The organism is Pandoraea apista (assembly GCF_001465595.2).
Lineage (GTDB): Bacteria > Pseudomonadota > Gammaproteobacteria > Burkholderiales > Burkholderiaceae > Pandoraea > Pandoraea apista.
In genome coordinates this window covers 3173762-3199327 of record NZ_CP013481.2, presented here as the reverse complement: position 1 = coordinate 3199327, position 25566 = coordinate 3173762, and the positions used below count along the sequence as shown (strand labels likewise).

15 protein-coding genes and 2 tRNA genes are annotated in these 25566 nt (G+C 62.4%); 10 read left to right on the top strand and 7 right to left on the bottom strand.

Annotated features, from left to right (window positions below; all coding sequences use genetic code 11):
* From AT395_RS14615 to AT395_RS14605, 3 genes are all read right to left on the bottom strand, one after another.
* The gene (locus tag AT395_RS14615) at window positions 1-1428 is read right to left on the bottom strand and encodes a 3-oxoacyl-ACP reductase (protein ID WP_042116245.1); all 1428 of its coding nucleotides are present in this window, start codon (window positions 1426-1428) and stop codon (window positions 1-3) included.
* Between the two features lie 46 nt (window positions 1429-1474).
* Complete coding sequence (locus tag AT395_RS14610; protein ID WP_048629572.1) at window positions 1475-3973, bottom strand: acyl-CoA dehydrogenase; 2499 nt, start codon at window positions 3971-3973, stop codon at window positions 1475-1477.
* A 342-nt stretch (window positions 3974-4315) separates the two neighbouring features.
* On the bottom strand, window positions 4316-5146 hold the full coding sequence (locus tag AT395_RS14605) for a TetR/AcrR family transcriptional regulator (protein ID WP_048629641.1): 831 nt from the start codon (window positions 5144-5146) through the stop codon (window positions 4316-4318).
* 429 nt (window positions 5147-5575) lie between these two features.
* Here AT395_RS14605 and tig point away from each other — a divergent pair, with 429 nt between their 5' ends.
* The 8 genes from tig (at window position 5576) to AT395_RS14565 (ending at window position 14636) form a co-directional block, all read left to right on the top strand.
* Window positions 5576-6916, top strand: coding sequence for a trigger factor (gene tig, locus AT395_RS14600; protein WP_042116240.1), 1341 nt, complete (start codon window positions 5576-5578; stop codon window positions 6914-6916).
* A 126-nt stretch (window positions 6917-7042) separates the two neighbouring features.
* Window positions 7043-7696 carry an ATP-dependent Clp endopeptidase proteolytic subunit ClpP gene (gene clpP / locus AT395_RS14595; protein ID WP_048629640.1) on the top strand — a complete coding sequence of 218 codons (654 nt, stop codon included), beginning with the start codon at window positions 7043-7045 and terminating at the stop codon, window positions 7694-7696.
* A gap of 234 nt (window positions 7697-7930) precedes the next feature.
* On the top strand, window positions 7931-9211 hold the full coding sequence (gene clpX / locus AT395_RS14590) for an ATP-dependent Clp protease ATP-binding subunit ClpX (protein ID WP_039366003.1): 1281 nt from the start codon (window positions 7931-7933) through the stop codon (window positions 9209-9211).
* A 194-nt stretch (window positions 9212-9405) separates the two neighbouring features.
* Window positions 9406-11826, top strand: a complete 2421-nt coding sequence (lon, locus tag AT395_RS14585; protein ID WP_048629639.1) for an endopeptidase La — start codon at window positions 9406-9408, stop codon at window positions 11824-11826.
* A 308-nt stretch (window positions 11827-12134) separates the two neighbouring features.
* Window positions 12135-12407, top strand: a complete 273-nt coding sequence (locus AT395_RS14580; protein ID WP_042116237.1) for an HU family DNA-binding protein — start codon at window positions 12135-12137, stop codon at window positions 12405-12407.
* 56 nt (window positions 12408-12463) lie between these two features.
* Window positions 12464-12539, top strand: a tRNA-Val gene (locus tag AT395_RS14575).
* 16 nt (window positions 12540-12555) lie between these two features.
* Window positions 12556-12632: transfer RNA gene (locus tag AT395_RS14570), tRNA-Asp, on the top strand.
* Window positions 12633-12713: 81 nt separating this feature from the next.
* On the top strand, window positions 12714-14636 hold the full coding sequence (locus tag AT395_RS14565) for a SurA N-terminal domain-containing protein (RefSeq protein WP_048629571.1): 1923 nt from the start codon (window positions 12714-12716) through the stop codon (window positions 14634-14636).
* Between the two features lie 63 nt (window positions 14637-14699).
* Here the strand turns inward: AT395_RS14565 and AT395_RS14560 are convergent, their stop codons facing one another.
* Window positions 14700-15398 carry an arylesterase gene (locus tag AT395_RS14560; protein ID WP_072632840.1) on the bottom strand — a complete coding sequence of 233 codons (699 nt, stop codon included), beginning with the start codon at window positions 15396-15398 and terminating at the stop codon, window positions 14700-14702.
* Between AT395_RS14560 and AT395_RS14555 the strand changes: the two genes are divergently transcribed.
* Complete coding sequence (locus AT395_RS14555) at window positions 15397-16089, top strand: ABC transporter ATP-binding protein (RefSeq protein ID WP_042118642.1); 693 nt, start codon at window positions 15397-15399, stop codon at window positions 16087-16089. The genes AT395_RS14560 and AT395_RS14555 overlap by 2 nt on opposite strands.
* 82 nt (window positions 16090-16171) lie before the next feature.
* Here the strand turns inward: AT395_RS14555 and pgi are convergent, their stop codons facing one another.
* The 3 genes from pgi to AT395_RS14540 all read right to left on the bottom strand — a co-directional run bounded on the left by pgi (window position 16172) and on the right by AT395_RS14540 (window position 21214).
* Window positions 16172-17854 (bottom strand): glucose-6-phosphate isomerase, encoded by a 1683-nt coding sequence (gene pgi, locus AT395_RS14550; protein ID WP_231606155.1) that lies wholly within the window; start codon window positions 17852-17854, stop codon window positions 16172-16174.
* An 83-nt stretch (window positions 17855-17937) separates the two neighbouring features.
* The gene (locus AT395_RS14545) at window positions 17938-19632 is read right to left on the bottom strand and encodes an NAD(P)H-hydrate dehydratase (RefSeq protein WP_082164856.1); all 1695 of its coding nucleotides are present in this window, start codon (window positions 19630-19632) and stop codon (window positions 17938-17940) included.
* Window positions 19633-19939: 307 nt separating this feature from the next.
* A complete protein-coding gene (locus AT395_RS14540) occupies window positions 19940-21214 on the bottom strand; it encodes a D-amino acid dehydrogenase (RefSeq protein WP_042116231.1) in 1275 nt (424 codons plus the stop codon).
* A gap of 253 nt (window positions 21215-21467) precedes the next feature.
* On the opposite strand from AT395_RS14540, the gene purL reads away from it, so the two are divergent.
* Window positions 21468-25499: a phosphoribosylformylglycinamidine synthase gene (purL, locus tag AT395_RS14535; RefSeq protein ID WP_048629569.1), complete on the top strand. Its 4032-nt coding sequence runs from the start codon at window positions 21468-21470 to the stop codon at window positions 25497-25499.
* Window positions 25500-25566: the final 67 nt, after the last annotated feature.

The following is a 25566-nucleotide window of genomic DNA, read 5'->3' as shown; positions in this document are numbered from 1 at the left end:
TCACGCTCCCAGCAGGCTCTGGCCGCACACGCGCACGATCTGCCCGGTCAGTGCCCCCGAGGCAGGGTGGGCAAGCCACGCGATGGCTTCCGCTACGTCAACCGGCTGACCGCCCTGACCCAGCGAGTTCATGCGGCGTCCGGCTTCGCGAATGGCGAACGGCACGGCGGCGGTCATCTGGGTTTCGATGAAACCGGGAGCGACGGCGTTGATGCTGATGTGGCGCTCGGCGAGCCGCGGCGACCACGCTTCGACCATACCGATCACGGCCGCCTTCGACGCCGCGTAATTCGTTTGCCCTCGATTGCCCGCAATGCCGCTGATCGATGCGACACCGACGATCCGGCTGTTGGCGCGCAGCACCCCCGCGTCGAGCAGTGCGGTGTTCAGGCGCTGCGGAGCACCGACATTGATATCGAGCACGCTCTGCCATTGCGCCTCGCTCATGCGCACGAGGGTCTTGTCGCGGGTAATGCCGGCATTGTGGACGAGGATGTCGAGGCCGCGGGGTGCATGCGTGCTCAGATGCGCGAGCAGCGTGATGCCCGCTTCCGGTGAGGCAATGTCGCATGTCAGGGCACTGCCGTCGAGGCGGGCCGCGACCGCGTCGAGCGGGGCTTGTGCGGCAGGGATGTCGACGCAGACGACATGGGCGCCGTCGCGGGCCAGCACGGTGGCAATAGCTTCGCCAATGCCGCGCGCCGCGCCCGTCACGACCGCGACCTGGCCCGCGAGCGGACGCTGATCGCGCATGGGCGGCGTTTCGAATACCGGGTCTTGCAAGGTGATGGCTTGCCCACTGACGTAAGCGGCGCGCGGGGAGAGGAAAAAACGCAAGGTGGAGTGCAAGGCTTCACGGGCGCGCGGTGCGATGTAAAGCAACTGCGCCGTGGCGCCCCGTTTGAGTTCCTTCGCGAGCGAGCGCACGAAGCCTTCGAGCGCGCGCTGCGCAACGCTGGCTTGGGGTGTCGTTGCCAGCGGCGGGGGCAAGCCCAGCACGAGTACCCGCCCGCATCGGTCCAGCGAGGCGAGGGTGTCGTGGAAGAACGTGTAGAGCGCGCTTAGCTCGCTGGTGTCGGCAATGGCGCTGGCGTCGAACAGCAACGCCTTGGGACGTACCCCCTCATCGGGGTTGAAGCGCCCGCTCATCGTGCCGGCCTTGTTGGCGTACGAGATCCAGTCGAGTCGCTCGACATGGGCCAGACTGGGGATGTCGAGCCAATGCAGTTCACGTGCCAGCCCGGGCAGTAGCGGCGCGTCGCCTGCGCCGCCGACAACGGCAAGCGGTGCGGGCGTGGCGCGCGCCTCGGTGTCGCCGAAAGCCGGCATGCGCTCGAGCGGTACAGGGCGCGGCAGTCCCAGCGTATTGGCCAGACGGCTGCCTACAGCGGAGTTGGCGAAAGCCAGGTATCGGTCGGGCGTTGTCACGGCGCGTAAATCCTCAGAGTGATGGGGTGGGCGCAGCCAGACCGGCTCATGAGGTGAGCGCTTCGTCGGCCGCTTCCTGTTGCTGGGCTTGCTGCATGTCGGCAAGGCGTCCGAAATCGGCCGGGAAGTCGTCGACGGCGACCGCGCGCGCAGCGTAATCCGCGTACTGGGTCAGCACCCGGCGTTCGTCGTCGCTCACGAGTTGCAGTTCCGCCGCGTGGTCCACCCATTCGGTGAATTCGGGCAGGCTTTGCGGCATCGTCGGCAGACGGCCTTCCTTGATTGCAGTCCGCAGACGCTGCTCGATGGCGGTGACCTGCGGCGTCATCTGGAACACGATCTCGCCATAGGCCAGCCCGTCGATTTCGACTCGCGGCGAGTAACTGCCTGCGATGAGGCGCTCACGGGCGTCGCCCGGTGTTTGCATCACTTCGGCCACGCGTGCGGCGAGCGCGTCGGACGGCTTGGCGTACGGCAGGCCGAGCGGCGTCAGCTTCCAGCGCATCCACCACGCCACAGCGCGCGACGGATAGTTCGCGAGAACGCCTTCGAAGGCTTCGCGTGCCTGCCAGAGGGCGTCTTGCGCAGCCCAGTGCACCAGCGGCAGATCGGCTTCGGGACGCCCTTCGTCTTCGAAACGTTTGAGCGTTGCCGTGAGCAGGAACAGTTGCGAGAGGATGTCGCCAAGCCGCCCCGTGATGCTCTCGCGACGCTTGAGCGAACCGCCGAGAACAGCCATCGACACATCGGAGGCGATGGCGAGGAGCGTGGACATGCGATTTGCGGCGCGATAGTAGGCATGCAGTTCTGGCGCGGCAGTCGATGGCACGGCAGAGAACCGGGCGTGCGTGATGCCCTGCAACGCGCCGCGCACGATGTTGCTCGTCACGAAGGTCAGATGGCCGAACAGGGCGTCGTCGAAGGCGCGCACGGCTGCGGTGTGATCGGCCGTTTGCGCAGCGGCGAGTTCTTTGAGCACATACGGATGGCAGCGGATCGCGCCCTGACCGAAGATCATCAGGCAGCGCGTCATGATGTTGGCACCCTCAACCGTGATCGACACGGGAATCTGCTGGTACGCGCGGGCAAGGAAGTTGTTGGGGCCCATGCAGATGCCTTTGCCCGCCACGACATCCATGCCGTCGTTGACCACTTTGCGCGCGCGTTCGGTAACGTGGTATTTCGCGATGGCGGAGATCACCGACGGCTTTTCGCCAAGATCGACGGCAAGCGCTGCCATACGGCGTGCCGCGTCCATCGCGTACAAATTGCCGGCCATGCGCGCAAGCGCTTCCTGCACCCCCTCGAATTTGCCGATTGGCGTACGGAACTGGCGACGCACCGCAGCATAGGCGCCCGTTGCGCGCACTGCGATCTTCGAATAGCCGACGTTCGACGACGGCAACGAGATGGCACGCCCGGCAGCGAGACACTCCATCAACATTCGCCAGCCCTTGCCCACCTGTGCCTGACCGCCGATAACCCAGTCGAGCGGGATGAACACGTCTTTGCCGGAGTTCGGGCCGTTCTGGAACACGGCGTTCAACGGCCAGTGACGGCGTCCGATCACCACGCCCGGATGATGCGTCGGGATCAGGGCGCAAGTGATGCCGGGCTCGTCGTTGTCTCCCAGCAAATGATCGGGGTCGAGCGCGCGGAATGCGAGACCGAGCACGGTCGCGATGGGGCCGAGCGTGATGTAACGCTTGTTCCATGTGACGCGAAAGCCGAGCGTTTCCCGACCGTCGTGCACGCCGCGGCAGACGATGCCGACATCCGGAATGGCAGCAGCGTCAGAGCCCGCGTATGGGCTCGTGAGTGCGAAGCAGGGGATCTCTTCCCCCTTCGCCAGGCGCGGCAGGTAATAGTTCTTTTGCGCCTCGGTGCCATAGTGCAATAGCAGTTCGGCCGGGCCGAGCGAGTTCGGCACCATGACCGACACGGCGGCGGCGGAACAACGCGACGCCAGCTTCATTACCACTTGCGAATGCGCATACGCGGAGAATTCGAGCCCGCCGTAACGCTTGGGGATGATCATGCCCAGAAAGCCGGCGTCTTTCGCGTATTGCCACGCTTTGGGCGGTAGGTCTTGCCAGACTTGCGTGCTCTCCCAATCGTTGGACAGGTCGCACAGATGCTCGACCTCGTTCGCCATGAATGCCTGCTCTTCGGCGGACAAGGCGGGGGCGGGAAGCGCCATGAACTTCTGCCAGTCGGGACGGCCGGAAAACAGATCGGCGTCCCACCAGACCGTGCCGGCTTCGATGGCGTCTTTTTCCGTCTCCGACATCTCCGGCATGATCGTTCGGAATTTCGCGAGCATGGGCGCGCTGACCCACGCGCGTCGCAACGGACCGACGCTCAGCACCAGGGCTGGCACCACGAACACGATAGCCAGAACGACGGTCGCGACCGTCCCCGTCAGCCCCGCGACGGCGCCCGCACCGACCCAGAGCACCGTGGCTACGAGCCACTGCCAGGCGTGCGCGCGATAGAAGAGCAGGGCAGATACGCCCACGAGAAACGCAAGAATCCATACGGCCATCATTTTCTCCTCCCTTTCGGTTCAGCTCCCCCGCACATGTGGTGCGTCATGCCTGCGGTGGCATATCCGTCATGCCGGGCCGCGGGTGGGGGCTGTCGTCTTCGTGCCGTCTGCCGATGCTCGCTGGCATTGCGCCTGCTTCGAACCGGCGGCGGCGTTTTTGTTGGATCGTTCGGTCACACATTGGTGCGCCGAGAATTCGAGTGATGCGTCGAAATTGCGACTTCCATCTGCAAAGAGCGCTGGCGTGGATATTGACGCTAACGCTGATGCCGCCGCAGCGCCGATAGGGCGCACGGCTTATTTTTCGAGCGACCTTCCGGCGCTCGTGGGGAACTCGACTCAGACGTTTGCGAACACGCGGTCGTTATCGCTGGACGTTGGGCCGCTACCGTCGCTTTGCGATGCCTGGCCGGACGGATCTGCGACATGTCCGGCCTCGCGCGGCGGCGTGACATCGGCGTCTTTCGCAAGGGCGAACACGGCGGCGAAGCTCGCCAGTTGCTCCTCGCCCGGCATCGGCGCCTTGAGCGCTGCCACCATCAGGGCCGTGAGCCTCGCGACGACTTGCAGGTCGCCCATCGGCTGGCCTTGCGCGAAGGTGTCGATCAGGCGCGACGTATCGCTGCTCGCCAACACGCCAGACAGGGCTTGCAGAGCGAAGTGCAGCCGCCAGCCCAGTTCCTGGCGCGGCAATTCGGGCAAGGCGCGAGCAAAGGCTTCGAAGAAGCGCTCGAATACCGGCGCGTAATGCCGTTGCAGATAGTCACGGATAAACGGCGACGGATCGGCATAAACACGTCCGAGCAGTCGCAGAAACGCCGGGCCGCCGATATCGCGATGATGGGAAATGGCCAGCGCGGGGATGAACATGGCGCCGAGCACATGTTCACACGTCAATTTCGGTGAAGGCCAGGTGTCTTCGGCACGGGTCAGCAACGCGAGGCGCTCTTCGTTGAGCCGGTCGAGTCGGCGCGAGAGCATGGCCTGAAGCAGGGTCTCCTTGCTCCCGAAGTGATAGTTGACGGCCGCCAGGTTCACCTCCGCGCGCGACGTAATCTGGCGCAGGGACATGGCTTCGTAGCCGTATTCGATGAAAAGGTCTTCTGCGGCATCGAGAATGCGCAGTTTGGTGTCGCCGGCTTGTCGGCCGGCCGAGAGGCGTGGACTCACGACGATCCTCCGGAAAGACGCAGCACAACGCCACGTCGCTTCAATGAACTTACGTTTCATTCAAACGTTCGATTGAATCCTAGGCGGTGGAAGCGCGTCTCCCAAGATCTTTTTGTCGACGTTGCCCTCTAAAGCGTGGGGCCGCCCAGTAGGGGCGCGCCTGCCGCAGCAGACGGCGCGCGGAAGACATGTGAAGGGGAAATGGTTTGATTTCCCTGATTTCCGGGCGGAAAGTCTGGAGGCGGGACAATAGTTTGCTAAAATGTTTCGCTTTGTGTGTGAAACCGTTTTGGGGCTACCCCGATTTGTCGGGGGCGGAGGGAAACTGGCGTCGCCGGTTCCGGCCCAAGGTTGATTAACTGACTGGGTCCGCTTGTGGCATTCCCTCGCCACAACACAGAACGACCCTCTGGATGGACGAATATCCTCATGACTATCGCTGTTGAAAACCTCGGCAAGCTCGAGCGTCGCTTTACCATCGCCCTGCCCAAGCAGGAAGTCGAAAAAGAAGTCGCAGCTCGTATTCAGAAGCTGTCGAAGACGGTTCGTATGCCGGGCTTCCGTCCGGGCAAGGTGCCCCTCAAGATGGTCACCCAGCAATACGGTGGTCAGGTCGAAGCCGAAGTCGTGAGCGACAAGGTTGGCCAGCAATTCTTCGAAATCAGCAAGGAACAGGACCTGCGCGTGGCCGGTCAGCCGCGTTTCGCGCCGAAGGCCGACGCCGCCGACACGGAATACGCATTCGACGCCACGTTCGAGGTCTACCCGGAAGTCAAGATCGGTGATCTGGCCGCCGCAGAGGTCAGCCGCACCACGACCGATGTGTCGGAAGCCGAGATCGATCGCACCATCGACATTCTGCGTAAGCAGCGCGTGCATTACCACGTGCGTGGCGAAGCTGGCGCCCACGGCGACGGCGGCACGGTGGAAGCCAAGGACGGCGACCGCGTCACGGTCGACTTCGTTGGCAAGATCGACGGCGAAGTGTTTGCTGGCGGTAGCGCTGAAGACTTCGTGTTCGTGCTGGGCGAAGGCCGCATGCTGCCGGAGTTCGAAAAGGCTACGCTGGGCCTGAAGGTCGGCGAGTCGAAGGAATTCGAACTCAAGTTCCCGGACGAGTACCACGGCAAGGAAGTGGCGGGTAAGACCGCCACGTTCACGGTCACGCTCAAGAAGGTCGAATGGGCGCACCTGCCGGAAGTCGACGCCGAGTTCGCCAAGTCCCTCGGTATCGCTGACGGCAGCATCGAAAAGATGCGTGCCGACATCAAGGAAAACCTGTCGCGCGAAGTGAAGCGTCGCACGCAAGCCCTGCTCAAGGATCAAGTGATGAACGCACTGATCTCCGTGGCAGAGCTGGATGTGCCGAATGCGCTGGTGGCTCAGGATCAGGAGCGTCTGGTGGCGATGGCGCGTCAGGACCTCGCGCAGCGCGGCGTGCCGAACGCCGCCAACGTGCCGATCCCGGCAGAAATGTTCAAGGAACAAGCTGAGCGTCGCGTGAAGCTGGGCCTGATTCTGGCTGAGCTGGTCAAGCAGAACGACCTGCAAGCCAAGCCGGAGCAGATCAAGGCGGAAGTGGAAGAGTTCGCGAAGAGCTACGAAGACCCGCAAGAAGTCGTCCGCTGGTACTATGGCGATCAGCAGCGCATGGCGGAAATGGAAGGTTTCGTCGTTGAGAACAACGTTGTCGAGTTTGTCCTGGGTAAGGCCAAGGTGACCGACAAGCAAGTCAGCTTCGAAGAACTGGCTGGCAACACGCAGTCCTGATCGAACGCGACACGACCGACTGAACCGCCGCGGCCGAAAGGCCGTGGCGGTTCTTTTCCAAATGGCCTCCGAGCCTCCTCCCTGCGGCGCGCAAAACCATCTCGATAGAAGGGTCGAACCGATATGATTACCCGTTCCGAATTGCTCGCCCAACTCGCTTCCCAGACGCACAGCTCCGCCCTCGAGACGCAAGGCCTTGGCCTGGTGCCGATGGTCGTCGAGCAAAGTGGTCGCGGCGAGCGCGCTTATGACATTTACTCGCGACTCCTGAAGGAGCGCATCATTTTCCTGGTGGGCGAGGTCAACGACCAGAGCGCCAACCTTGTTGTCGCCCAGTTGCTGTTCCTCGAGAGCGAAAATCCTGACAAGGAAATCTCGATGTACATCAACTCGCCGGGCGGGTCCGTCTCAGCGGGTCTGGCGATTTACGACACGATGAAATTCGTCAAGCCCGCGGTCTCGACGCTGTGCCTGGGCATGGCCGCGAGCATGGGCGCATTCCTGCTTGCCGCTGGCGAGAAGGGCAAGCGTTTCGCTCTGCCGAACGCGCGCATCATGATTCACCAACCGCTGGGCGGTGCCCGCGGTCAGGCGTCGGATATCGAGATTCACGCCCGGGAAATCCTTTTGCTCAAGGATCGATTGAATCGTTTGCTGGCCGTGAACACTGGGCAGCCGCTCGAAACCATTGCGCGCGACACCGATCGCGACAACTTCAAGTCGGCGACCGATGCCGTCGAGTACGGGTTGATCGATCGCGTGCTTGAAAAGCGTCCCTGATTCGGTCTCGAATTTGGGCGCCTGACCAGAAAAAGGCTGGCGCGACATCGGGTGTTTTCGTCACGAACGACCGGGTGATCGCGCCAAGTCTTTGTCGTAGAAGGGAATTTAGGGTTGTCGCGGGTGGGCCACACGCTCGCGCGGCATGGCGTTACAATGGAATCACGTATGCCGCGTTTGCCGCCTCCGTAGGGGGACGACCGGGGCGCAAATTGCTAGCAGGCTGACACAGATATGGTGGATAAAAAAAGCACTTCCAACGGCGAAAAGCTGCTCTACTGCTCCTTCTGCGGAAAGAGCCAGCACGAGGTCAAGAAGCTCATCGCAGGTCCGTCCGTGTTTATCTGCGACGAGTGCATTGATCTGTGCAACGAGATTATTCGCGACGAGGCCGCAGCGGCTGAAGACGAGAGCGGCAGTGGTGGCAAGTCCGATTTGCCGTCGCCGCAGGAAATCCGCGAGAGTCTCGATCAATATGTGATCGGTCAGGATCGCGCCAAGAAGATTTTGGCCGTGGCGGTCTATAACCATTACAAGCGATTGAAGCACCTCGGCGACAAGCGCGACGAGGTCGAACTTTCCAAGAGCAACATTCTGCTGATCGGGCCGACCGGCTCGGGCAAGACGTTGCTCGCGCAGACGCTCGCGCGTCTGCTCAACGTGCCTTTCGTGATTGCCGACGCCACCACGCTGACCGAAGCCGGTTATGTGGGTGAGGACGTCGAAAATATCATTCAGAAGCTGCTGCAGAACTGCAATTACGAGATCGAGCAGGCGCAGAAGGGCATTGTTTATATTGACGAAATCGACAAGATCAGCCGCAAGTCGGACAATCCGTCGATTACGCGCGACGTGTCGGGCGAGGGCGTGCAGCAGGCGCTGCTCAAGCTCGTCGAAGGCACCATGGCGTCGGTGCCGCCGCAAGGTGGCCGCAAGCATCCGAACCAGGATTTCATTCAGGTCGACACGACGAACATCTTGTTCATCTGCGGCGGGGCGTTCGATGGTCTCGAGAAGATCATCATGAATCGCACCGAGAAGACGGGCATCGGCTTCGGCGCGACAGTGAAGACCGGCGAAGAGCGTGACGCCGGCGAACTGTTGCGCGATGTCGAACCGGAAGATCTGATCAAATTCGGTCTGATTCCCGAGCTGATCGGTCGTCTGCCGGTGGTTGCCACGTTGGGTAAGCTTGATGAAGACGTGCTGGTGACCATCCTGATCGAGCCGAAGAATGCACTGGTCAAGCAATACCAGCGCCTGTTCCTGATGGAAGGGGTGGAACTGGAAATTCGTCCGGCGGCCCTGCATGCGGTGGCGCGCAAGGCGATCAAGCGCAAGACCGGCGCGCGTGGCCTGCGTTCGATCATCGAACAGGCACTGCTCGAAGTGATGTACGAACTGCCATCGCTCAAGGGCGTGACCAAGGTGATTCTGGACGAAAACGCGATCAGCGGCGACGGAAAACCGCTTTTGATCTACCAGGAGTCGCCCAAGGTTGCCGGCTCCAATTGAACGGTCAACTCAGTGATATCCGAAGCCGTTCATGGAAACATGGACGGCTTTTTTTCCTTCATACTAGTGCCACGGGCAATGAAACCCCGAGTGGTGCAACTTGTCGGCGAAAGGGCCCTTCGTCCCTCTTGTAATTCTCGCCGGCGGCCTCAATTAGCTGGAACACAACGGTATCGTTAAATATGGGGAACGAGATGTCAGGCACCCAAATCCTCCCGCCCGAAGCGATTCAACTGCCCCTGTTGCCTTTGCGCGACGTGGTCGTGTTTCCGCACATGGTGATTCCCCTCTTCGTGGGGCGTCCGAAATCGATTAAAGCGCTTGAAACCGCCATGGAAGGCGGCAAGCACATCATGCTGGTCGCGCAGAAAGCCGCGGCCAAGGATGAGCCTACGTCCAAGGATCTCTACGAGATCGGTTGCGTGGCCAACATCCTGCAAATGCTCAAACTGCCCGACGGCACCGTGAAGGTGCTGGTGGAAGGGATTCAACGCGCCCGCACCCTGAGTGTGGACGAGGAAGAAACCCAGTTCACGTCGGAAGTCATGCCGCTCGAACCGGACGATGGCAACTCGCCGGAATCCGAAGCCCTGCGTCGTGCGATCGTGGCGCAGTTCGACCAGTACGTGAAGCTCAACAAGAAGATTCCGCCCGAGATCCTGACGTCGCTGTCGGGCATCGATGAGGCAGGTCGTCTTGCCGATACCATCGCCGCACATCTGCCGCTCAAGCTCGAGCAGAAGCAGAAGATTCTGGAGATGTTCCCCGTCATCGAGCGCCTTGAGCATCTGCTCGCGCAACTCGAGAGCGAGATTGACATTCTTCAGGTGGAAAAGCGCATTCGTGGCCGCGTGAAGCGCCAGATGGAAAAGAGTCAGCGCGAGTACTACCTGAACGAACAGGTCAAGGCGATCCAGAAGGAACTGGGCGAGGGCGAAGAGGGCGCCGATCTCGAAGAACTCGAGAAGCGCATCAAGGCCGCGCATCTGCCCAAGGAAGCCAAGAAGAAGGCCGACGCCGAACTCAAGAAGCTCAAGCTGATGTCGCCGATGTCAGCCGAAGCGACGGTCGTGCGCAATTACATCGACACGCTGGTCGGTCTGCCGTGGCGCAAGAAGAGCAAGGTCAACAACGATCTGTCGAATGCCGAGAAGGTGCTCGACGAAGACCATTTCGGTCTCGAGAAGGTCAAGGAACGTATCCTTGAATATCTTGCCGTGCAGCAGCGCGTGGACAAGGTCAAGGCGCCGATCCTGTGCCTGGTTGGGCCTCCGGGTGTGGGCAAGACCTCGCTCGGTCAGTCGATCGCGCGTGCAACGAACCGCAAGTTCGTGCGCATGGCGTTGGGCGGCGTGCGTGACGAGGCCGAGATTCGTGGTCACCGTCGCACGTATATCGGGTCGATGCCGGGGAAAATTCTGCAGAGCCTGTCGAAGGTCGCAGTGCGTAACCCGTTGTTCCTGCTCGATGAAGTGGACAAGATGGGCATGGACTTCCGGGGCGACCCGAGTTCGGCGTTGCTCGAAGTGCTTGATCCCGAGCAGAACCACACGTTCTCGGATCACTACGTCGAAGTCGACTTCGATCTGTCGGATGTGATGTTCGTGGCGACCTCGAACTCGCTGAACATTCCGGCACCGTTGCTCGATCGTATGGAGGTGATTCGCCTGTCGGGCTATACGGAAGACGAAAAGGTCAACATCGCTCAGCGTTATCTCCTGCCGAAGCAGAAGAAGAACAACGGGCTGAAGGAAGGCGAGATCGATCTGACGGAAGCCGCGATTCGCGACATCATTCGCTACTACACGCGCGAAGCCGGTGTGCGTTCGCTCGAGCGCGAGATCTCGAAGATCTGCCGCAAGGTCGTGAAGATGTTGTTGCTCAAGAAGGTCGATGGCTCGTCCATCAAGGTCGATGCGAGCAACCTCGACAACTTCCTGGGCGTGCGCAAGTTCGACTTCGGTCTGGCCATGAAGGAAAACCAGATCGGTCAGGTCACGGGTCTGGCGTGGACGGAAGTGGGCGGCGATCTGCTGACCATCGAAGCCGCACTCATGCCGGGCAAGGGCAACATCATCCGCACGGGTTCGCTCGGCGACGTGATGAAGGAGTCGGTCGAAGCGGCACGTTCGGTGGTGCGCTCGCGTGCGCGTCGCCTCGGTGTGACGGATGAGCAATTCGAGAAGAAGGATATTCACATCCACGTGCCCGAAGGGGCGACACCGAAGGACGGTCCGTCTGCCGGTATCGCCATGACAACGGCGCTTGTGTCGGTACTCACCGGTATCCCGGTGCGCGCGGATGTGGCGATGACCGGTGAGATTACGTTGCGCGGCGAAGTGCTGCCGATCGGCGGTCTCAAGGAGAAGTTGCTCGCGGCACATCGCGGTGGCATCAAGCTCGTGTTGATTCCGGAAGAGAACGTGAAGGATCTCGCCGAGATTCCCGATACGGTCAAGAATGCGCTGGAGATCGTGCCGGTGCGCTGGATCGACAAGGTGCTCGAGCTGGCGTTGGAGCATGCGCCCGTACCGCTGCCGGAAGACGAGGCGAAAGCCGCCCCTGTCACGCCGAATACGGATGCAAGCGGCAAGCAGGAAGTCATCAAGCACTGACAGTCAGTTTTCATCCGGCGCGACGGCATTTATGTTGTCGTTCGCCGGATCGAAAATGGGCAAAAAGCTCGGGGTTTTCCCCGGGCTTTTTTTATTCACGCAAAGTGCTCGAAAATAGCCATCGGAACGCGCAGATTCAGGAGTGCTTCCTAAGCGGCCAAAAGGGCGTAAAAGGGCGCAAAACGGCTTGACATCAGGGTTTGCGGCTTGTCTAATGGCAAAGCCAGCGGACCTCGCAGATCGATGTCAAGGCGCGCAAAGAGCGCCTCCGCGGCTCAATCGCCTACTATCCTTGCAAGGGGGTTACAGTGAATAAGACGGAACTGATCGATCATATCGCGGGTGAGGCAGACATTTCGAAAGCTGCTGCCGGTCGAGCACTTGATGCATTGCTGGGTGCAGTAACGAAAGCGCTGAAGAAGGGAGATGCGGTGACGCTTGTCGGCTTTGGTACGTTCCATGTGGCCAAGCGAGCGGCGCGTGTCGGGCGGAATCCGCGCACCGGCAGCGAGATCAAGATCAAGGCAGCGAAGGTTCCGAAATTTCGCCCTGGCAAAGGTTTGAAAGATACGTTAAACTAACGAGCTTTCCTGCTTCGGCGGGAAACAACAGTAAGAACAACACCTGAATCGGGAACGGGTGCTTAGCTCAGTTGGTAGAGCGGCGCCCTTACAAGGCGTAGGTCGGGGGTTCGAGCCCCTCAGCACCCACCAGTTCCAGATATCTTGGGGAGCGGTAGTTCAGTTGGTTAGAATACCGGCCTGTCACGCCGGGGGTCGCGGGTTCGAGCCCCGTCCGCTCCGCCAAATTGTGAAAAGGCGAACTTCGGTTCGCCTTTTTTGCCATATGACGTCCTAAGACGCTCTAGACGACTTTTCCGATTTCGTATGTTCGACTTCATCCGCCGTCATCAACGCTTGGTCCTCATCTTCCTGACGGTGCTGATCGTCCCGTCGTTCGTGGTGTTCGGCGTTCATGGCTTGCAAGAATATGCCGCGGATGCCAGCACGATTGCCAAGGTTGGCGATCAGACCGTGACACGTCAGGAGTACGACAGCGTGCTTCGCTCGCAGACCGAGCGCATGCAGCAAATGTTTGGCGGCGCAGTCGATGCGAGCCAGATCAACACTCCCGAAATGCGCAGTGCTGTGCTCGATAATCTGATCCAGCAGAAGCTGCTCTTGCAGGAAACCCTCAAGAAGAATTTGTCGGTGCCGGATACTCAGGTGCGCGACGCGCTTCTCGCCATCCCCGCAATCGCTCAACTGCGTCGCCCGGATGGCTCGATCGATCAAGCCAAGTACGAGCAACTGCTGTCTGCGCAGAACCTCACGCCGCAGCGACTCGAGGCGCAAATCCGTTTCGAGCTGGCGTCGAATCAACTTCCCGCGAGTGTGCAGGCAAGCGCCATGCTGCCGAAGGCGGTGCTCGATCGCTTTGCGCAACTGCGTGCACAGCAGCGTGACGTGTCGGTGCTGAATTTCCCGGTTTCGGATTTCTCAGGCAAGGTCGTGCCGACGCCGCAGCAAATTCAGGCGTACTACGACGCGCACAAGGCTGCGTTCCAGACGCCGGAGTCGGCTGAGATTCAGTACGTGGTGCTCGACCCGAAGGCGATGCCGGCAACAGCGCAAACGCCCGCGAGCGACGATGTGCTGCGCAAGATGTACAACGACAATCTGAAGCAGTACACGACGCAGGAAGAGCGTCGCGCATCGCACATTCTGATCGCCTCGCCGGCCGATGCGTCGCCGGCCGATCACGCCAAGGCGAAGGCCAAGGCTGAAGCACTGCTCGCACAGATCAAGAAAAACCCGAACGACTTCGCCAAGCTGGCCAGCGAGAACTCGGAAGATCCGGGCTCCAAGGCTAACGGCGGCGATCTCGGTTTCTTCACGCGCGACGCGATGGTCAAGCCGTTTGCCGACGCCACGTTCGCCCTCAAGACCGACGGCGACGTGAGCGATGTCGTAAAGAGCGATTTCGGTTATCACATCATCAAGCTGACAGGGATCAAGCCGCAGCAAACCAAGTCGTTCGATGAGGTGAAGGCTCAGTTGGCCGATCAGTATCGCCAGCAAGAATCAGCGAAGGCGTATGCCAAGTTGGCGGATCAGTTCACCAACGCCGTGTACGAGCAACCCGACAGTCTGCAGCCAGTCGCCGACAAGCTCAACCTGAAGGTTCTCTCGGCCAAGGTCACGCGCACGCCGGACCCCTCGCAAGCGCAGAGCCCGCTGGGTAACGAGAAGTTGCTCAAGGCTGTGTTCGGTGACGAGTCGCTTAAGAACAAGCGTAATACCGAAGCGGTGGATGTTGGACAGGGCGTGCTCGTGTCTGCTCACGTGGTGACCTACCACCCGGCCGCAACGCCGCCGCTTGCGCAGATCGAGGCCCAAGTCAAAGAGAAGGCGATCGCCGATCTGGCGGATCAAGAGGCCAAGAAGGCCGGTGAAGCCAAGCTCGATGCGCTGAAGAAGGGAGGCGATGCCGCTTTTGGCGCCGCACAGACGGTTTCTCGTGACAACCCGGGCAAGCTGTCCGCCACGGCGTTGACCGCAATCTTCGGGGCGGACACGACCAAGCTTCCGGCGTATGTGGGTGTGGCACTGGGCGAGGGTCAGGGCTACGCGGTGTACCGCATCAGCAAGGTGACGCAGCCGGCCGAGCAAGATGCCCAGCGCCTTGCCGCCGAAGCGCAGCAACTTAACCAACTGGCCGCTCAGGCCGAATGGAATGCATGGTTAGGTGATCTGCGTGCACGCTCGAAGGTCAAGATTGTGAACGACGTCACGAAGGCAGGTTCGTAATCGAGCGATTGATGGATCGATAGACGGACGACAAGAAAAACGCGGCCAATCGGCCGCGTTTTTTTATGCGCCGGACTTTGGCGTCCGGGAATCCGCCGCTTTGGCAGGAGGTTTACCGGCAGGCTTGAGCAGCGGCTTCACCGTTGGCCAGATGTTCTGCAGGATTTGCGGATGGGCTTTGGCCAGCGGATGAATCTGGTCTTGCTGGAACCAGTCAGGGTGCTCGATGACCCCTGCCAGCAGGAAAGGCACGTAACCCGTCTTTTCCTGTTTGGCGACGGCAGAGAACATGTTGAAGAACTGTTCGCTGTAATCCGGGCCGTAGTTGGGGGGAATTCGCATGCCGACGACAACGACCCGGCTCCCGGCCTTGCGCGCCGCCGTGATCATTTCAAGCAGGTTGTTGCGTGTCAGATCCAGTGGAATGCCGCGCAGCGCATCGTTGCCGCCGAGTTCCAGTATGGTGACGGCGGGGTGATAGCGCGCTAGCAAGGGTGCCAGACGGGCGCGCCCGCCGCTCGTGGTGTCGCCACTGATACTGGCGTTCACGACGTTATAATCGAAGCCGTTTTGCGTGATCGTCTGCTGCATCAGATTCACCCAGCCGGCGCCACGCGGGATGCCATATTCCGCAGAAAGGCTGTCGCCTACGACCAAAATCGTCGGGGCGCCCGAACTTGCCGCGTTTGCCGCGGTCCCTGACAGCATGCACCAGCCTGCGAGGGCTGAGGCGGCCAATTTCAAGAACTCTCTTCTTGCCATGTCGTTTTCCGAAAACGTAATTGAGGTGCGGGGGCTGGGCAAACGGTTGCGTGACGCTACCGGCGAGCTAGTCATATTGCAGGATATCGATTTCTCCGTCGCGAAGGGGCAGAGCGTGGCTATCGTTGGCGCATCGGGGTCCGGGAAGTCAACGCTGCTTGGCCTGATGGCCGGACTCGATACTGCAACCGATGGTGCGATCACGCTGCTGGGCAAGTCGCTTGGCGATCTCGACGAAGAAGGCCGTGCAGCGCTGCGACGTGGTGCCGTCGGTTTCGTCTTCCAGTCGTTCCAGCTCATGCCGCATCTGACGGCGCTCGAGAACGTCATGTTGCCGCTCGAATTGTTGGGTGAGACACGCGAGGTGCGCAATCGTGCCGTCAAATTGCTCGAGCAGGTGGGGCTGGGGTCGCGACTCACGCATTATCCCAAACAACTCTCGGGGGGTGAGCAACAACGCGTGGCGCTCGCGCGTGCATTTGTCACCGAGCCGGCGGTCCTGTTTGCCGATGAGCCGACGGGCAGTCTGGACACGGCCACTGGCGAGCGCGTCATCGACTTGATGTTCTCGCTCAACGAGGCGAGTGGGGCGACACTCGTGCTCGTGACTCACGACCTGGCGATTGCGCAACGCTGCGATGCGACGGTGCAACTCGCCGGTGGCCGGCTGGTGAATGGCGCTGCCGTGTGAAGGTGACGAAACGGGGCGAGGTAGCCCCGTTCGATGACGGCGGGCGTCGCTCTGGTTGCGGTGGCGCGAGACGCCGAAGGCTTCAGCCCTTCGCTTTCAGGGCTTCGCCAGCCATGCGGATCAACGATGTCGTGGAAGCGTCGTGCGCATCGGGCTTGAGTGACTCCGGATCGGCGAGTTCAGGCTCGATCGCCCGGCACAGCGTCTTGCCAAGTTCAACACCCCATTGGTCGAACGGATTGATGTTCCAGATGGCGGCCTGCACAAATACCTTGTGTTCATAGAGCGCGATCAGCGCACCCAACCGTTCGGGCGAGAGCTTGTCGATGACCAGTGTGTTGCTCGGCCGGTTGCCGTTGAAGTGACGTTGAGAGGCCAGCGGACCGCCCGCCTGTTCGGCCGTCGCCATCGAACCTCCCTGCAGCAACGCTTCACTCTGCGCAAAGCAATTCGCGAGCAGCTTGCGGTGATGATCCAGATAGGCCGGCGCGTCGTATTGCGGTTCGAGCACGGCGATGAAGTCGACCGGCACGAGTGTGGTGCCTTGATGCAGCATCTGGAAGTACGCATGCTGCCCGTTCGTGCCCGGCTCGCCCCAGATGATCGGCGCGGTTTGCCAGGCGACAGGCGTGCCATCGATCTGCACCGACTTGCCGTTGCTCTCCATGTCCAGTTGCTGGAGATAGGGCGGCAGTTTCTGGAGTGCGTCCGTGTACGGGGCGATGGAGAGCGATTGCGCGTCGAAGAAATTTCGATACCAGATGCCGAGCAGGCCAAGAAGCACCGGCATGTTGGCTTCAAGCGGCGCAGTGCGGAAGTGTTCGTCCATGGCATGCGCTCCGGCGAGCAGTGCATCGAAATGCTGCGCACCCAGATACAGCATGATGACGAGCCCGATCGACGACCAGAGCGAGTAGCGGCCGCCCACCCATTCGCCGAACTCGAATACGTTCTCGCGGAGAATGCCGAAGCCCATGGCTTCTTCAACGTTCGTCGACACAGCGACGAAATGCTTGCTGAGTTCGTTCTCCGGAATACCGTTCGCCACGAACCATGCGCGAATCGTGCGCGCGTTGGTCATCGTCTCCAGCGTGGTGAATGTCTTCGAGCAGACGACAACGAGCGTGCTTTCCGGATCGAGTAAAGGCAGTGTGCGCGCCAATTCGGTCGGATCGATGTTGGCAATGAAGTGCGCGCTCAGATCCTGACGGCCGTAAGCGGCCAGGGCGTCGCACACCATGCGTGGCCCCAGGTCGGACCCCCCAATGCCAACGTTGATCAGATGCCTGATGCGCTTGCCGGTCGCCCCGACCCAACGGCCGTCGCGCACGCTCTCGCTGAAGGCACGCATACGGGTGAGCATTGAGAGAATGCCGCTGCTGACTTCGCTCGTGGTGTCGCGGAAGACCATGCCTTTCGGCGCGCGCAAAGCAATGTGCAATGCCGCGCGATTTTCCGTGACGTTCACATGCTTGCCGGCCCACATGGCATCGCGTTTGGCCGGAAGGTCGCATTCGCGCGCAAGATGGGTAAGCAGCGTGCGTGTCTTTTCCGTAATGCGGTTCTTCGAGTAATCGAGATACAGGCCGGCCGCATGTAGTGAGAATTGTTCGACGCGTGTGCGGGCTCCCGCGCCGGAGAACCAGTCACGCATATGCTGGGCGGCGATGTCGTCGCGATGCGTCAGCAGAGTACGCCAGGCGGGGAGTTGATCGAGACGAGCGGAAGGCGCGGATGGCTTGTACGGCATGTGCGATAGAGACATTTCGATAAAGCGAAGTATAACGGGAGTCGCAGGGCAATCGCGCCGAAATGAAGGAGTAGGCGGGTATTACGGGATATGCCGTTTCAGGGGGGATCGGTGCGCGACCCGCCAGGTGATTGAGTAAGGGGTGTCACGGGCGTTACCTCGTTCAGCAAATCCGCCAGTTCGGCGCGTATTGCGGGCAAAAGTTCGGACGCCGTCAGTCCGGCAGGTCCGGCACCTGCGCATACGCAGCGTTCGGCGGCTCGGCCATGCAGCCATACCGCGGCAAGTGCCGCCTGCGTTGCGGGCATGCCCTGCGCGAGCAGCGCGCCGATGGCGCCGGTGAGCACATCGCCCGTGCCCGCCGTGGCCAGCCCGGCGTTTCCTGTCGTATTGATCCAGGCGTGGGTTCCGTCGTCGACGATGCTGCCGGACCCCTTGAGCACGATGGTCGCGCCGAAATGCTGCGCGAGCGCGCGGGCGGAAGCCAGTCGGTCAGATTGAATGCGAGCCACATCGCAGCCCGCCAGACGTGCGGCTTCGAGCGGATGCGGTGTCAACACCGTAGGCCCGGCACGGCGGCGCACGCGCTCCGCGAGCGCTGGTTCGGCAGCGAGCAGATTCAGCGCGTCGGCATCGATGACAAGCGGTGTGTGGTCGAGTGCGAGTGCGCGTGACAGGCACGCGGCAGACGCTGCGGACGTGCCGAGGCCGGGCCCGACGGCAACCGCCTGCATCGTCGCAAGATCGAGGTTTTCGGCGTGGCGCAGCATCAGCTCCGGATGCACCGGGTCCCACGCAGGCGCATCGTGTGCAACAAACCCGACATAGACGCGTCCGGCACCCGTCATCAGGGCGGTGCGTGACGAAAGTAGCGGCGCGCCGACCATGCCTTCGTGTCCGCCCAACACCGCCAGCGACCCATAGCTTCCCTTGTGGGTGGCGTGATGCCGTTGCGGCAAATGCGCGAGGAAGGCGTTGGGCGCGCTGGTAGTGATGAGGCTGCCGTCGGGGAGTGCTGTTCGCGCCGCTGTCAGTGCGTCGTCCGCATCCAACGTGGCTACGAGCACCTCGCCGGCGTAGTCGCGGCCGTCGCCGGTGAATAGGCCGGGGCAGGCGCCGAGCATTGCCATGGTCACGTCGGCACGTATGACGCTGCCGGCAGCGACCCCGGTGGCCGCCGCCAGTCCGCTGGGGATGTCGATGGCGAGCATGGGCGTGCCTTGGCGATGAGCGTAGGCGATATTCTCGACAAGCGCTGCGGCGGCCCCTTCGAGCGGGCGCGACAGGCCGATGCCGAACAGACCGTCGACAATCCAGGCGTAAGCCGACGGGGCCGGCCAGGTATCGGGGGCGGCCCGAACCGTCACGCCGGCGGCAAGGGCATTGGCGAGAGCCCAGCGGGCGTCGTCGGCGGTGGGCGGCGCGAGTTGCCAGACTTCGACGAGTACGCCGCGCCGGTGCAACTCGCATGCGGCGACGTAAGCGTCGCCGCCATTGTTGCCGGGGCCGGCGAGAATCAAGACGGGCTGGCGGCCGGCACTCACCAGCGCGGGCAGGCGTCCGTACAGCCACTCGGCAACCGCTGCCCCGGCGCGGGCCATCAAGGCATGCGCAGGGCGTGCGGCGGCGGCGGTCCGCTCCACGTCGCGCAATGTGCCGGGAAGATACAGATCGAGCGCCACCGTTGCGCAGGCCGGCCCGAGGGGAACCTCGCTGCGGGGGGCTGGAACGCGCGCCAGCGGACTCGGACTGGCGGTGTTGGCAGGAACGTTGACGCGCAAAGAATCAGACATAGCAGGCAAGGCTCCCGGTAGCAGGTGCGGCGAGCGCGGCGTCCCGATGCGGAGGGCATTGGCCCGGCGTGACGTGCGCTAGGTGCTTATCGTGAGATTATGCCGCCATCGCGGCATTCTGCCTGCAGGTGTGCGCCCCGATGCCATGTCGGTCTTTTCCCACAAGCTGACCGAAGGGGTTTCCGAACGCGGTCGGCGCCGCCCGCGGGCATCGAAGAGAGGCCGCCTGCCGCAGCCGCTAGCCGCTTTAGCGGCGGCCGCGTTTCCGGCGCGAGGGTGCGAGTAGAGGGGCACCGCTGAGGGGTGATTAGTGCTCGTAACGCGCGAGTGTCAGGCCGTTCAGATCGATTTCCGGCGTTTGCCCGGAGATGACGTCTGCCAGCACCCGGCCGGATCCGCAGGCCATGGCCCAGCCGGTCGAACCATGACCGACGTTCAGGAAAATGCCGGGCAGGTGTGTAGCGCCGAGCAGAGGCGGGCCGTCGGGGAGCATGGGGCGCGCGCCTACCCAGGCGCGTGCCTCGCGATATTTGCCCGCGCCGGGAAACCAGTCCGTGGCCACCTTGTACAGCGTGGCAATGGCGCGTTCGCGCAGCACGAGTTCGGTATCGCCCAGTTCGGCTGTGCCCGCAATGCGCAAACGGTTGCCTTGCGGCGTGATGGCGGTTTTGTACGATTCGTCCATCACGGCAATGCGCGGGCTGAAGAGTTCCGTCTTGACCGGCACCGTGATCGAGTACCCCTTGATCGGCCAGAGTGGCAGATCGATGCCAAGCGGGCGCAGCAGGGCAGTGCTGGCCACGCCCGCGGCGATCACCACGGCGTCGGCTTCCAGCGTGGCGCGCTGGGCGGCTTGCCCGGTGCCCGCGGTTTCGACGGTGACGCCTGCGCGGCCGACATTCGGGCGCACCGACAGCACGGTCGTCTCTGTGGCGAGTGTCACCCCCATATCGCGGGCGATCTGGGCGAGGCGTTTCGTGAAGAGCGGGCAGTTGCCGGTCTCGTCGCGCGGCAAGTGCAGGCCGCCTGCCAGTTGGGCATCGGTCGACAGCGCAGGCTCGAGCTTGCGGCACTCGTCGGCAGTGAGCAGGCGGTGCGGCACTTCGTTCTCGGTGAGCATGGCGCGCGCCGGCTCGTTCATTTTGATTTCGCGCTCGGTCCGGAACAGTTGCAGGTAGCCCTGCGTGTGTTCGTATTCGAAGACGTGGGTTTCGCGCAGTTCGTGCAGGCAGCGCTGGCTGTAGAAAGCAATGCGTTGCATGCGCTCGCGATTGGCGCGGTAGCGCTCGAGCTTGCACTCGCGCAGCCAGCGGGCAGCCCAACGCCACGTGCCGGCCGACAGGCCAGGCCGGAAGATGAGCGGACTGGCCGAGCTGAACATGTAGCCCAGCAACTTTCGCGGCATGCCCGGCGCCGCCCAGGGCGTGACGTACCCTGGCGCGATGACGCCCGCATTGCCAAAGCTGCTCTCTTGCGCGACCGTGCTATTGCGCTCGACGAGTGTAACCGTATGCCCCGCGGCGGCCAGATAGTAGGCAGTACACGTGCCGATGACCCCGCCGCCGATAACGATGACCTTCATTCCCAACCGTCTGGTGTGTGGCGAACGCCCGCTCGTTCGCTTGTTAGTGTCGTTTTTGGCCGTGCCGCCACCGAAATGCGGTTTTGCGGCCCGTGTTCGTTACGGGGCGCATAGGTTACCAGAGAGACGCCCTCCCGGGGCGGGAGGCTACCCATATTGCCTGCCGCACACTCGGGTATAACCCGGGGTAAGCAGGGTATAATCCCGGTTTGTCGTTCCCCCGCGTTTTGAACGCCTCGCCTTCCGTCCTTCCATGACTCACATTGCCTGCTTCGCCGGCGCCTTGGCGCTTTCCGAATTCCGCCAGCAACGTCTTCTGCAGACCCTGCAAGCCATCGACAGTTCGATCGTGCGTGTCGACGCCCGCTACGTTCATCTCGTAGCCAGCGCCGAACCGCTGTCGAGCGAAGACGTGGTCCGTGTGGCCGGTCTGCTCACTTACGGTGAGCCGGTGGGCGAAGAACCGGTGGGCGACCAGTTGCTGGTGATTCCGCGCCTGGGCACGATTTCGCCTTGGGCGAGCAAGGCGACGGACATCGCCCGTAATTGCGGCATCGATCACGTGCGCCGTATCGAGCGCGCTGTCGAATACACGATCGGCGTGAAGTCGGGCCTGCTTGGCGGCAAGAAGTCGCTGCCCGCAGACGTGCTCGCCCGTGTCGCGGGCGTGTTGCACGACCGCATGACCGAAACGGTCGTGGCCACGCGCAGCGACGCCGAGGCCCTCTTCGTCGAGCTGCCGGCCAAGCCCCTGCAGACGGTCGACGTGATCGGCGTGGGCCGAGGCGCCCTCGAAGCCGCGAATCGAGACCTTGGCCTGGCGCTGGCCGATGACGAAATCGACTATCTGGTCGACGCTTTCACGAGCCTGAAGCGTAACCCGACCGACGTGGAACTGATGATGTTCGCCCAGGCCAACAGCGAGCATTGCCGTCACAAGATTTTCAATGCGCAATGGACCATCGACGGTCAGGCGCAGGACAAGTCGCTGTTCCAGATGATCAAGAACACGCACCAGTTGCACCCGCAGGGTACGGTGGTGGCATATTCCGATAACGCTTCGGTGATGGAAGGCGCCGAAGTGGAACGCTGGTATCCGCGCGGTGCCGATGGCAAGTACGGCCGCAGCGTTGAGCTTACCCACACCCTGATGAAGGTCGAGACGCACAACCACCCGACGGCGATCTCGCCGTTCCCGGGCGCGTCGACGGGCGCTGGCGGCGAGATTCGCGACGAAGGCGCAACGGGTCGTGGGTCCACCCCGAAGTCGGGGCTGACCGGTTTCACCGTGTCGAATCTGGCGCTGCCGGACGCCCGCGAACCCTGGGAGAACGACCGCGACGTGGCCGTGCCGCCGTCGCTGCGCAAGCCCGACGACACCGGCGCCGACTACGGCCGTCCGGATCGGATTGCGTCGCCGTTGCAGATCATGATCGAGGGCCCGCTGGGCGGCGCTGCATTCAACAACGAATTCGGCCGGCCGAACCTCGGTGGTTATTTCCGTGCCTACGAACAGAACGTGGGCGGTCGCGTGCGCGGCTACCACAAGCCGATCATGATCGCGGGCGGCTTGGGCAACATCGCTGCGCAACACACGCACAAGCAGGACTTGCCCGCCGGCACGCTGCTCATCCAGATCGGCGGTCCGGGCATGCGCATCGGCATGGGCGGCGGCGCCGCCAGTTCGATGGCGACCGGCACCAACACGGCCGAGCTCGACTTCGATTCGGTGCAGCGCGGTAACCCGGAAATCGAGCGTCGTGCACAGGAAGTCATCAACTGGTGCTGGCGTCAGGGCGAGGCCAACCCGATCCTCTCGATTCACGACGTTGGCGCGGGCGGCATCTCAAATGCGTTCCCGGAACTGGTTGACGGCGCGAACAAGGGCGCCCGATTCGATCTGCGTCAGGTCCAGCTCGAAGAGTCGGGTATGTCGCCGGCCGAAATCTGGAGTAACGAAGCGCAGGAGCGCTACGTGCTGGCCATTGCGCCGGACAGCTTCCCGGCCTTCCAGGCAGTCTGCCAGCGCGAGCGTTGCCCGGTGGCAGTGATCGGTATCTCGACGGACGAGCGTCAGTTGAAGCTGGTCGACCCGATGCACCCCGAGTCGCCGGACCCGGTCGATATGCCGATGGACGTGCTGCTCGGCAAGCCGCCGCGCATGCATCGCGACGTTACGCGAGTCAAGGCAGAGCTGCCGCCGGTGGACGTCACGGGCCTGTCGCTCGATGACGTGGCGCGTGCCGTGCTGCGTCACCCGACGGTCGCGAGCAAGTCGTTCCTCATCACCATTGGCGACCGGACCGTGGGCGGCCTGACCGCGCGCGATCAGATGGTCGGCCCGTGGCAGGTGCCGGTGGCCGACTGCGCCATCTCGCTGATGGATTACGCCGGTTATCGCGGCGAAGCCATGACGATGGGTGAGCGCACGCCGCTGGCCGTGATCGATGCCCCGGCATCGGGCCGTATGGCAGTCGGCGAGGCCATCACCAACATCGCGGCGGCGCCGATTGCGTCGCTCGATCAGATCAAGCTGTCGGCCAACTGGATGGCGGCGTGTGGCACCGAGGGTGAGGACGCGGCGCTGTTCGATACGGTCAAGGCCGTCGGCATGGAACTGTGCCCGGCGCTGGGCCTGTCGATCCCTGTCGGCAAGGATTCGCTGTCGATGCGTACCAAGTGGGAAGACGCAGGCCGCAGCAAGGACGTGGTCGCGCCGGTTTCGCTGATCGTATCGGCTTTCGCGCCGGTCGAAGACGTGCGTGGCCATCTCACGCCGCAACTGCGCTCGGTCGCGGAAGTCGGCGAGACGGTGCTGATCGCAATCGATCTAGGGCACAACAAGAACCGTCTTGGCGGCAGTATCCTCGCACAGGTTACGCAGCAGATTGGCGACGTGACACCGGATCTGGACGATCCGGCAGACCTTCAGCGTTTCTTCAACGCCATCCAGAAGCTCAATCGCGAAGGCAAGCTGCTCGCCTATCACGATCGTTCGGACGGCGGTTTGTTCGCGACTGTGGCGGAAATGGCCTTTGCGGGCCACGTGGGGGTGTCGCTCAATGTCGATATGCTCACGCTCGACGAAGGCTTCGAGTCCGATTACGGCGACGCGAAGGACTGGGCGAAGCAGACGGTCGGCCGTCGTGAAGACAAGACGCTCCGTGCGCTCTTCTCCGAAGAGCTTGGCGGCGTGATCCAGGTGCGGGCGTCTGAGCGCGATGCCGTGTTGCAGGCGCTGCGCGAAGCCGGTCTGTCGAGCTGCACGAACGTGATCGGTAAGCCGAACACGAACGACGTCATCGAGATCTACCGCGACGCCAAGAAGGTGTTCGGCGCGTCGCGCGCAGAGCTGCAACGCGTGTGGTCGGAGGTGAGCTGGCGCATCGCGCGTCTGCGCGACAACCCGGCAGCGGCCGACGCCGAATACGAAACCCTGAACGACACGAGCGATCCGGGGCTTTCGCCGAAGGTGACTTTCGATGCGAGCGAAGACATTGCCGCACCGTTCATCGCGACGGGCGTGCGGCCGAAGATCGCCATTCTGCGCGAACAGGGCGTGAACTCGCATCTGGAGATGGCCTACGTGTTGGACAAGGCCGGCTTCGACGCTTACGACGTGCACATGAGCGACTTGCTTGCAGGCCGTCATACGCTTGAAGCGTTCAAGGGGTTCATCGCCTGCGGTGGCTTCTCGTATGGCGACACGCTGGGCGCAGGTGAGGGCTGGGCGAAGACGATTCTGTTCAACCCGGCGCTGGCCGAGCAATTCGCCGGCTTCTTCAATCGTGCCGATACGTTCGCGTTGGGTGTTTGCAATGGTTGCCAGATGATGAGCAACCTCTCGAACCTGATTCCCGGCGCGGCCGCATGGCCGAAGTTCACGTATAACCAATCGAAGTACGAGGCACGTCTCACGCAAGTGGAAGTGCTCGACTCGCCGTCGCTGTTCTTCAAGGACATGGCTGGCTCGCAATTGCCGATCGTGATCGCGCACGGCGAGGGTTTTGCCAACTTCGGCCAGCAAGGCAACATTGATCAGGCGATCGCTGCGATGCGCTTCGTGGACCACCGCGGTCAACCGACCGAACAGTATCCGTTCAACCCGAACGGTTCGCCGCGGGGCCTCACGTCGGTGACGACGGGCGACGGCCGTTTCACGGTGATGATGCCGCACCCGGAGCGCGTGTTCCGCACTGTGCAAATGAGCTGGGCGCCGGCGCAATGGGGCGAAGATAGCCCGTGGATGCGTATGTTCCGCAACGCTCGCCGTTGGGTGGCTTGACGGTGTAAAGGCACGACGGGGACGTTCCGCGCCGGATAGCGTGCGGAACGTTTCTCGCAGGCATAAA

Bases quoted from the DNA above. Each gene is read 5' to 3' on its own strand.
- AT395_RS14610 (WP_048629572.1), bottom strand. From the start codon at position 3,973: ATGGCCGTATGGATTCTTGCGTTTCTCGTGGGCGTATCTGCCCTGCTC.
- tig (WP_042116240.1), top strand. From the start codon at position 5,576: ATGACTATCGCTGTTGAAAACCTCGGCAAGCTCGAGCGTCGCTTTACC.
- clpX (WP_039366003.1), top strand. From the start codon at position 7,931: ATGGTGGATAAAAAAAGCACTTCCAACGGCGAAAAGCTGCTCTACTGC.
- lon (WP_048629639.1), top strand. From the start codon at position 9,406: ATGTCAGGCACCCAAATCCTCCCGCCCGAAGCGATTCAACTGCCCCTG.
- AT395_RS14565 (WP_048629571.1), top strand. From the start codon at position 12,714: ATGTTCGACTTCATCCGCCGTCATCAACGCTTGGTCCTCATCTTCCTG.
- AT395_RS14555 (WP_042118642.1), top strand. From the start codon at position 15,397: ATGTCGTTTTCCGAAAACGTAATTGAGGTGCGGGGGCTGGGCAAACGG.
- AT395_RS14560 (WP_072632840.1), bottom strand. From the start codon at position 15,398: ATGGCAAGAAGAGAGTTCTTGAAATTGGCCGCCTCAGCCCTCGCAGGC.
- pgi (WP_231606155.1), bottom strand. From the start codon at position 17,854: ATGTCTCTATCGCACATGCCGTACAAGCCATCCGCGCCTTCCGCTCGT.
- AT395_RS14545 (WP_082164856.1), bottom strand. From the start codon at position 19,632: ATGTCTGATTCTTTGCGCGTCAACGTTCCTGCCAACACCGCCAGTCCG.
- AT395_RS14540 (WP_042116231.1), bottom strand. From the start codon at position 21,214: ATGAAGGTCATCGTTATCGGCGGCGGGGTCATCGGCACGTGTACTGCC.
- purL (WP_048629569.1), top strand. From the start codon at position 21,468: ATGACTCACATTGCCTGCTTCGCCGGCGCCTTGGCGCTTTCCGAATTC.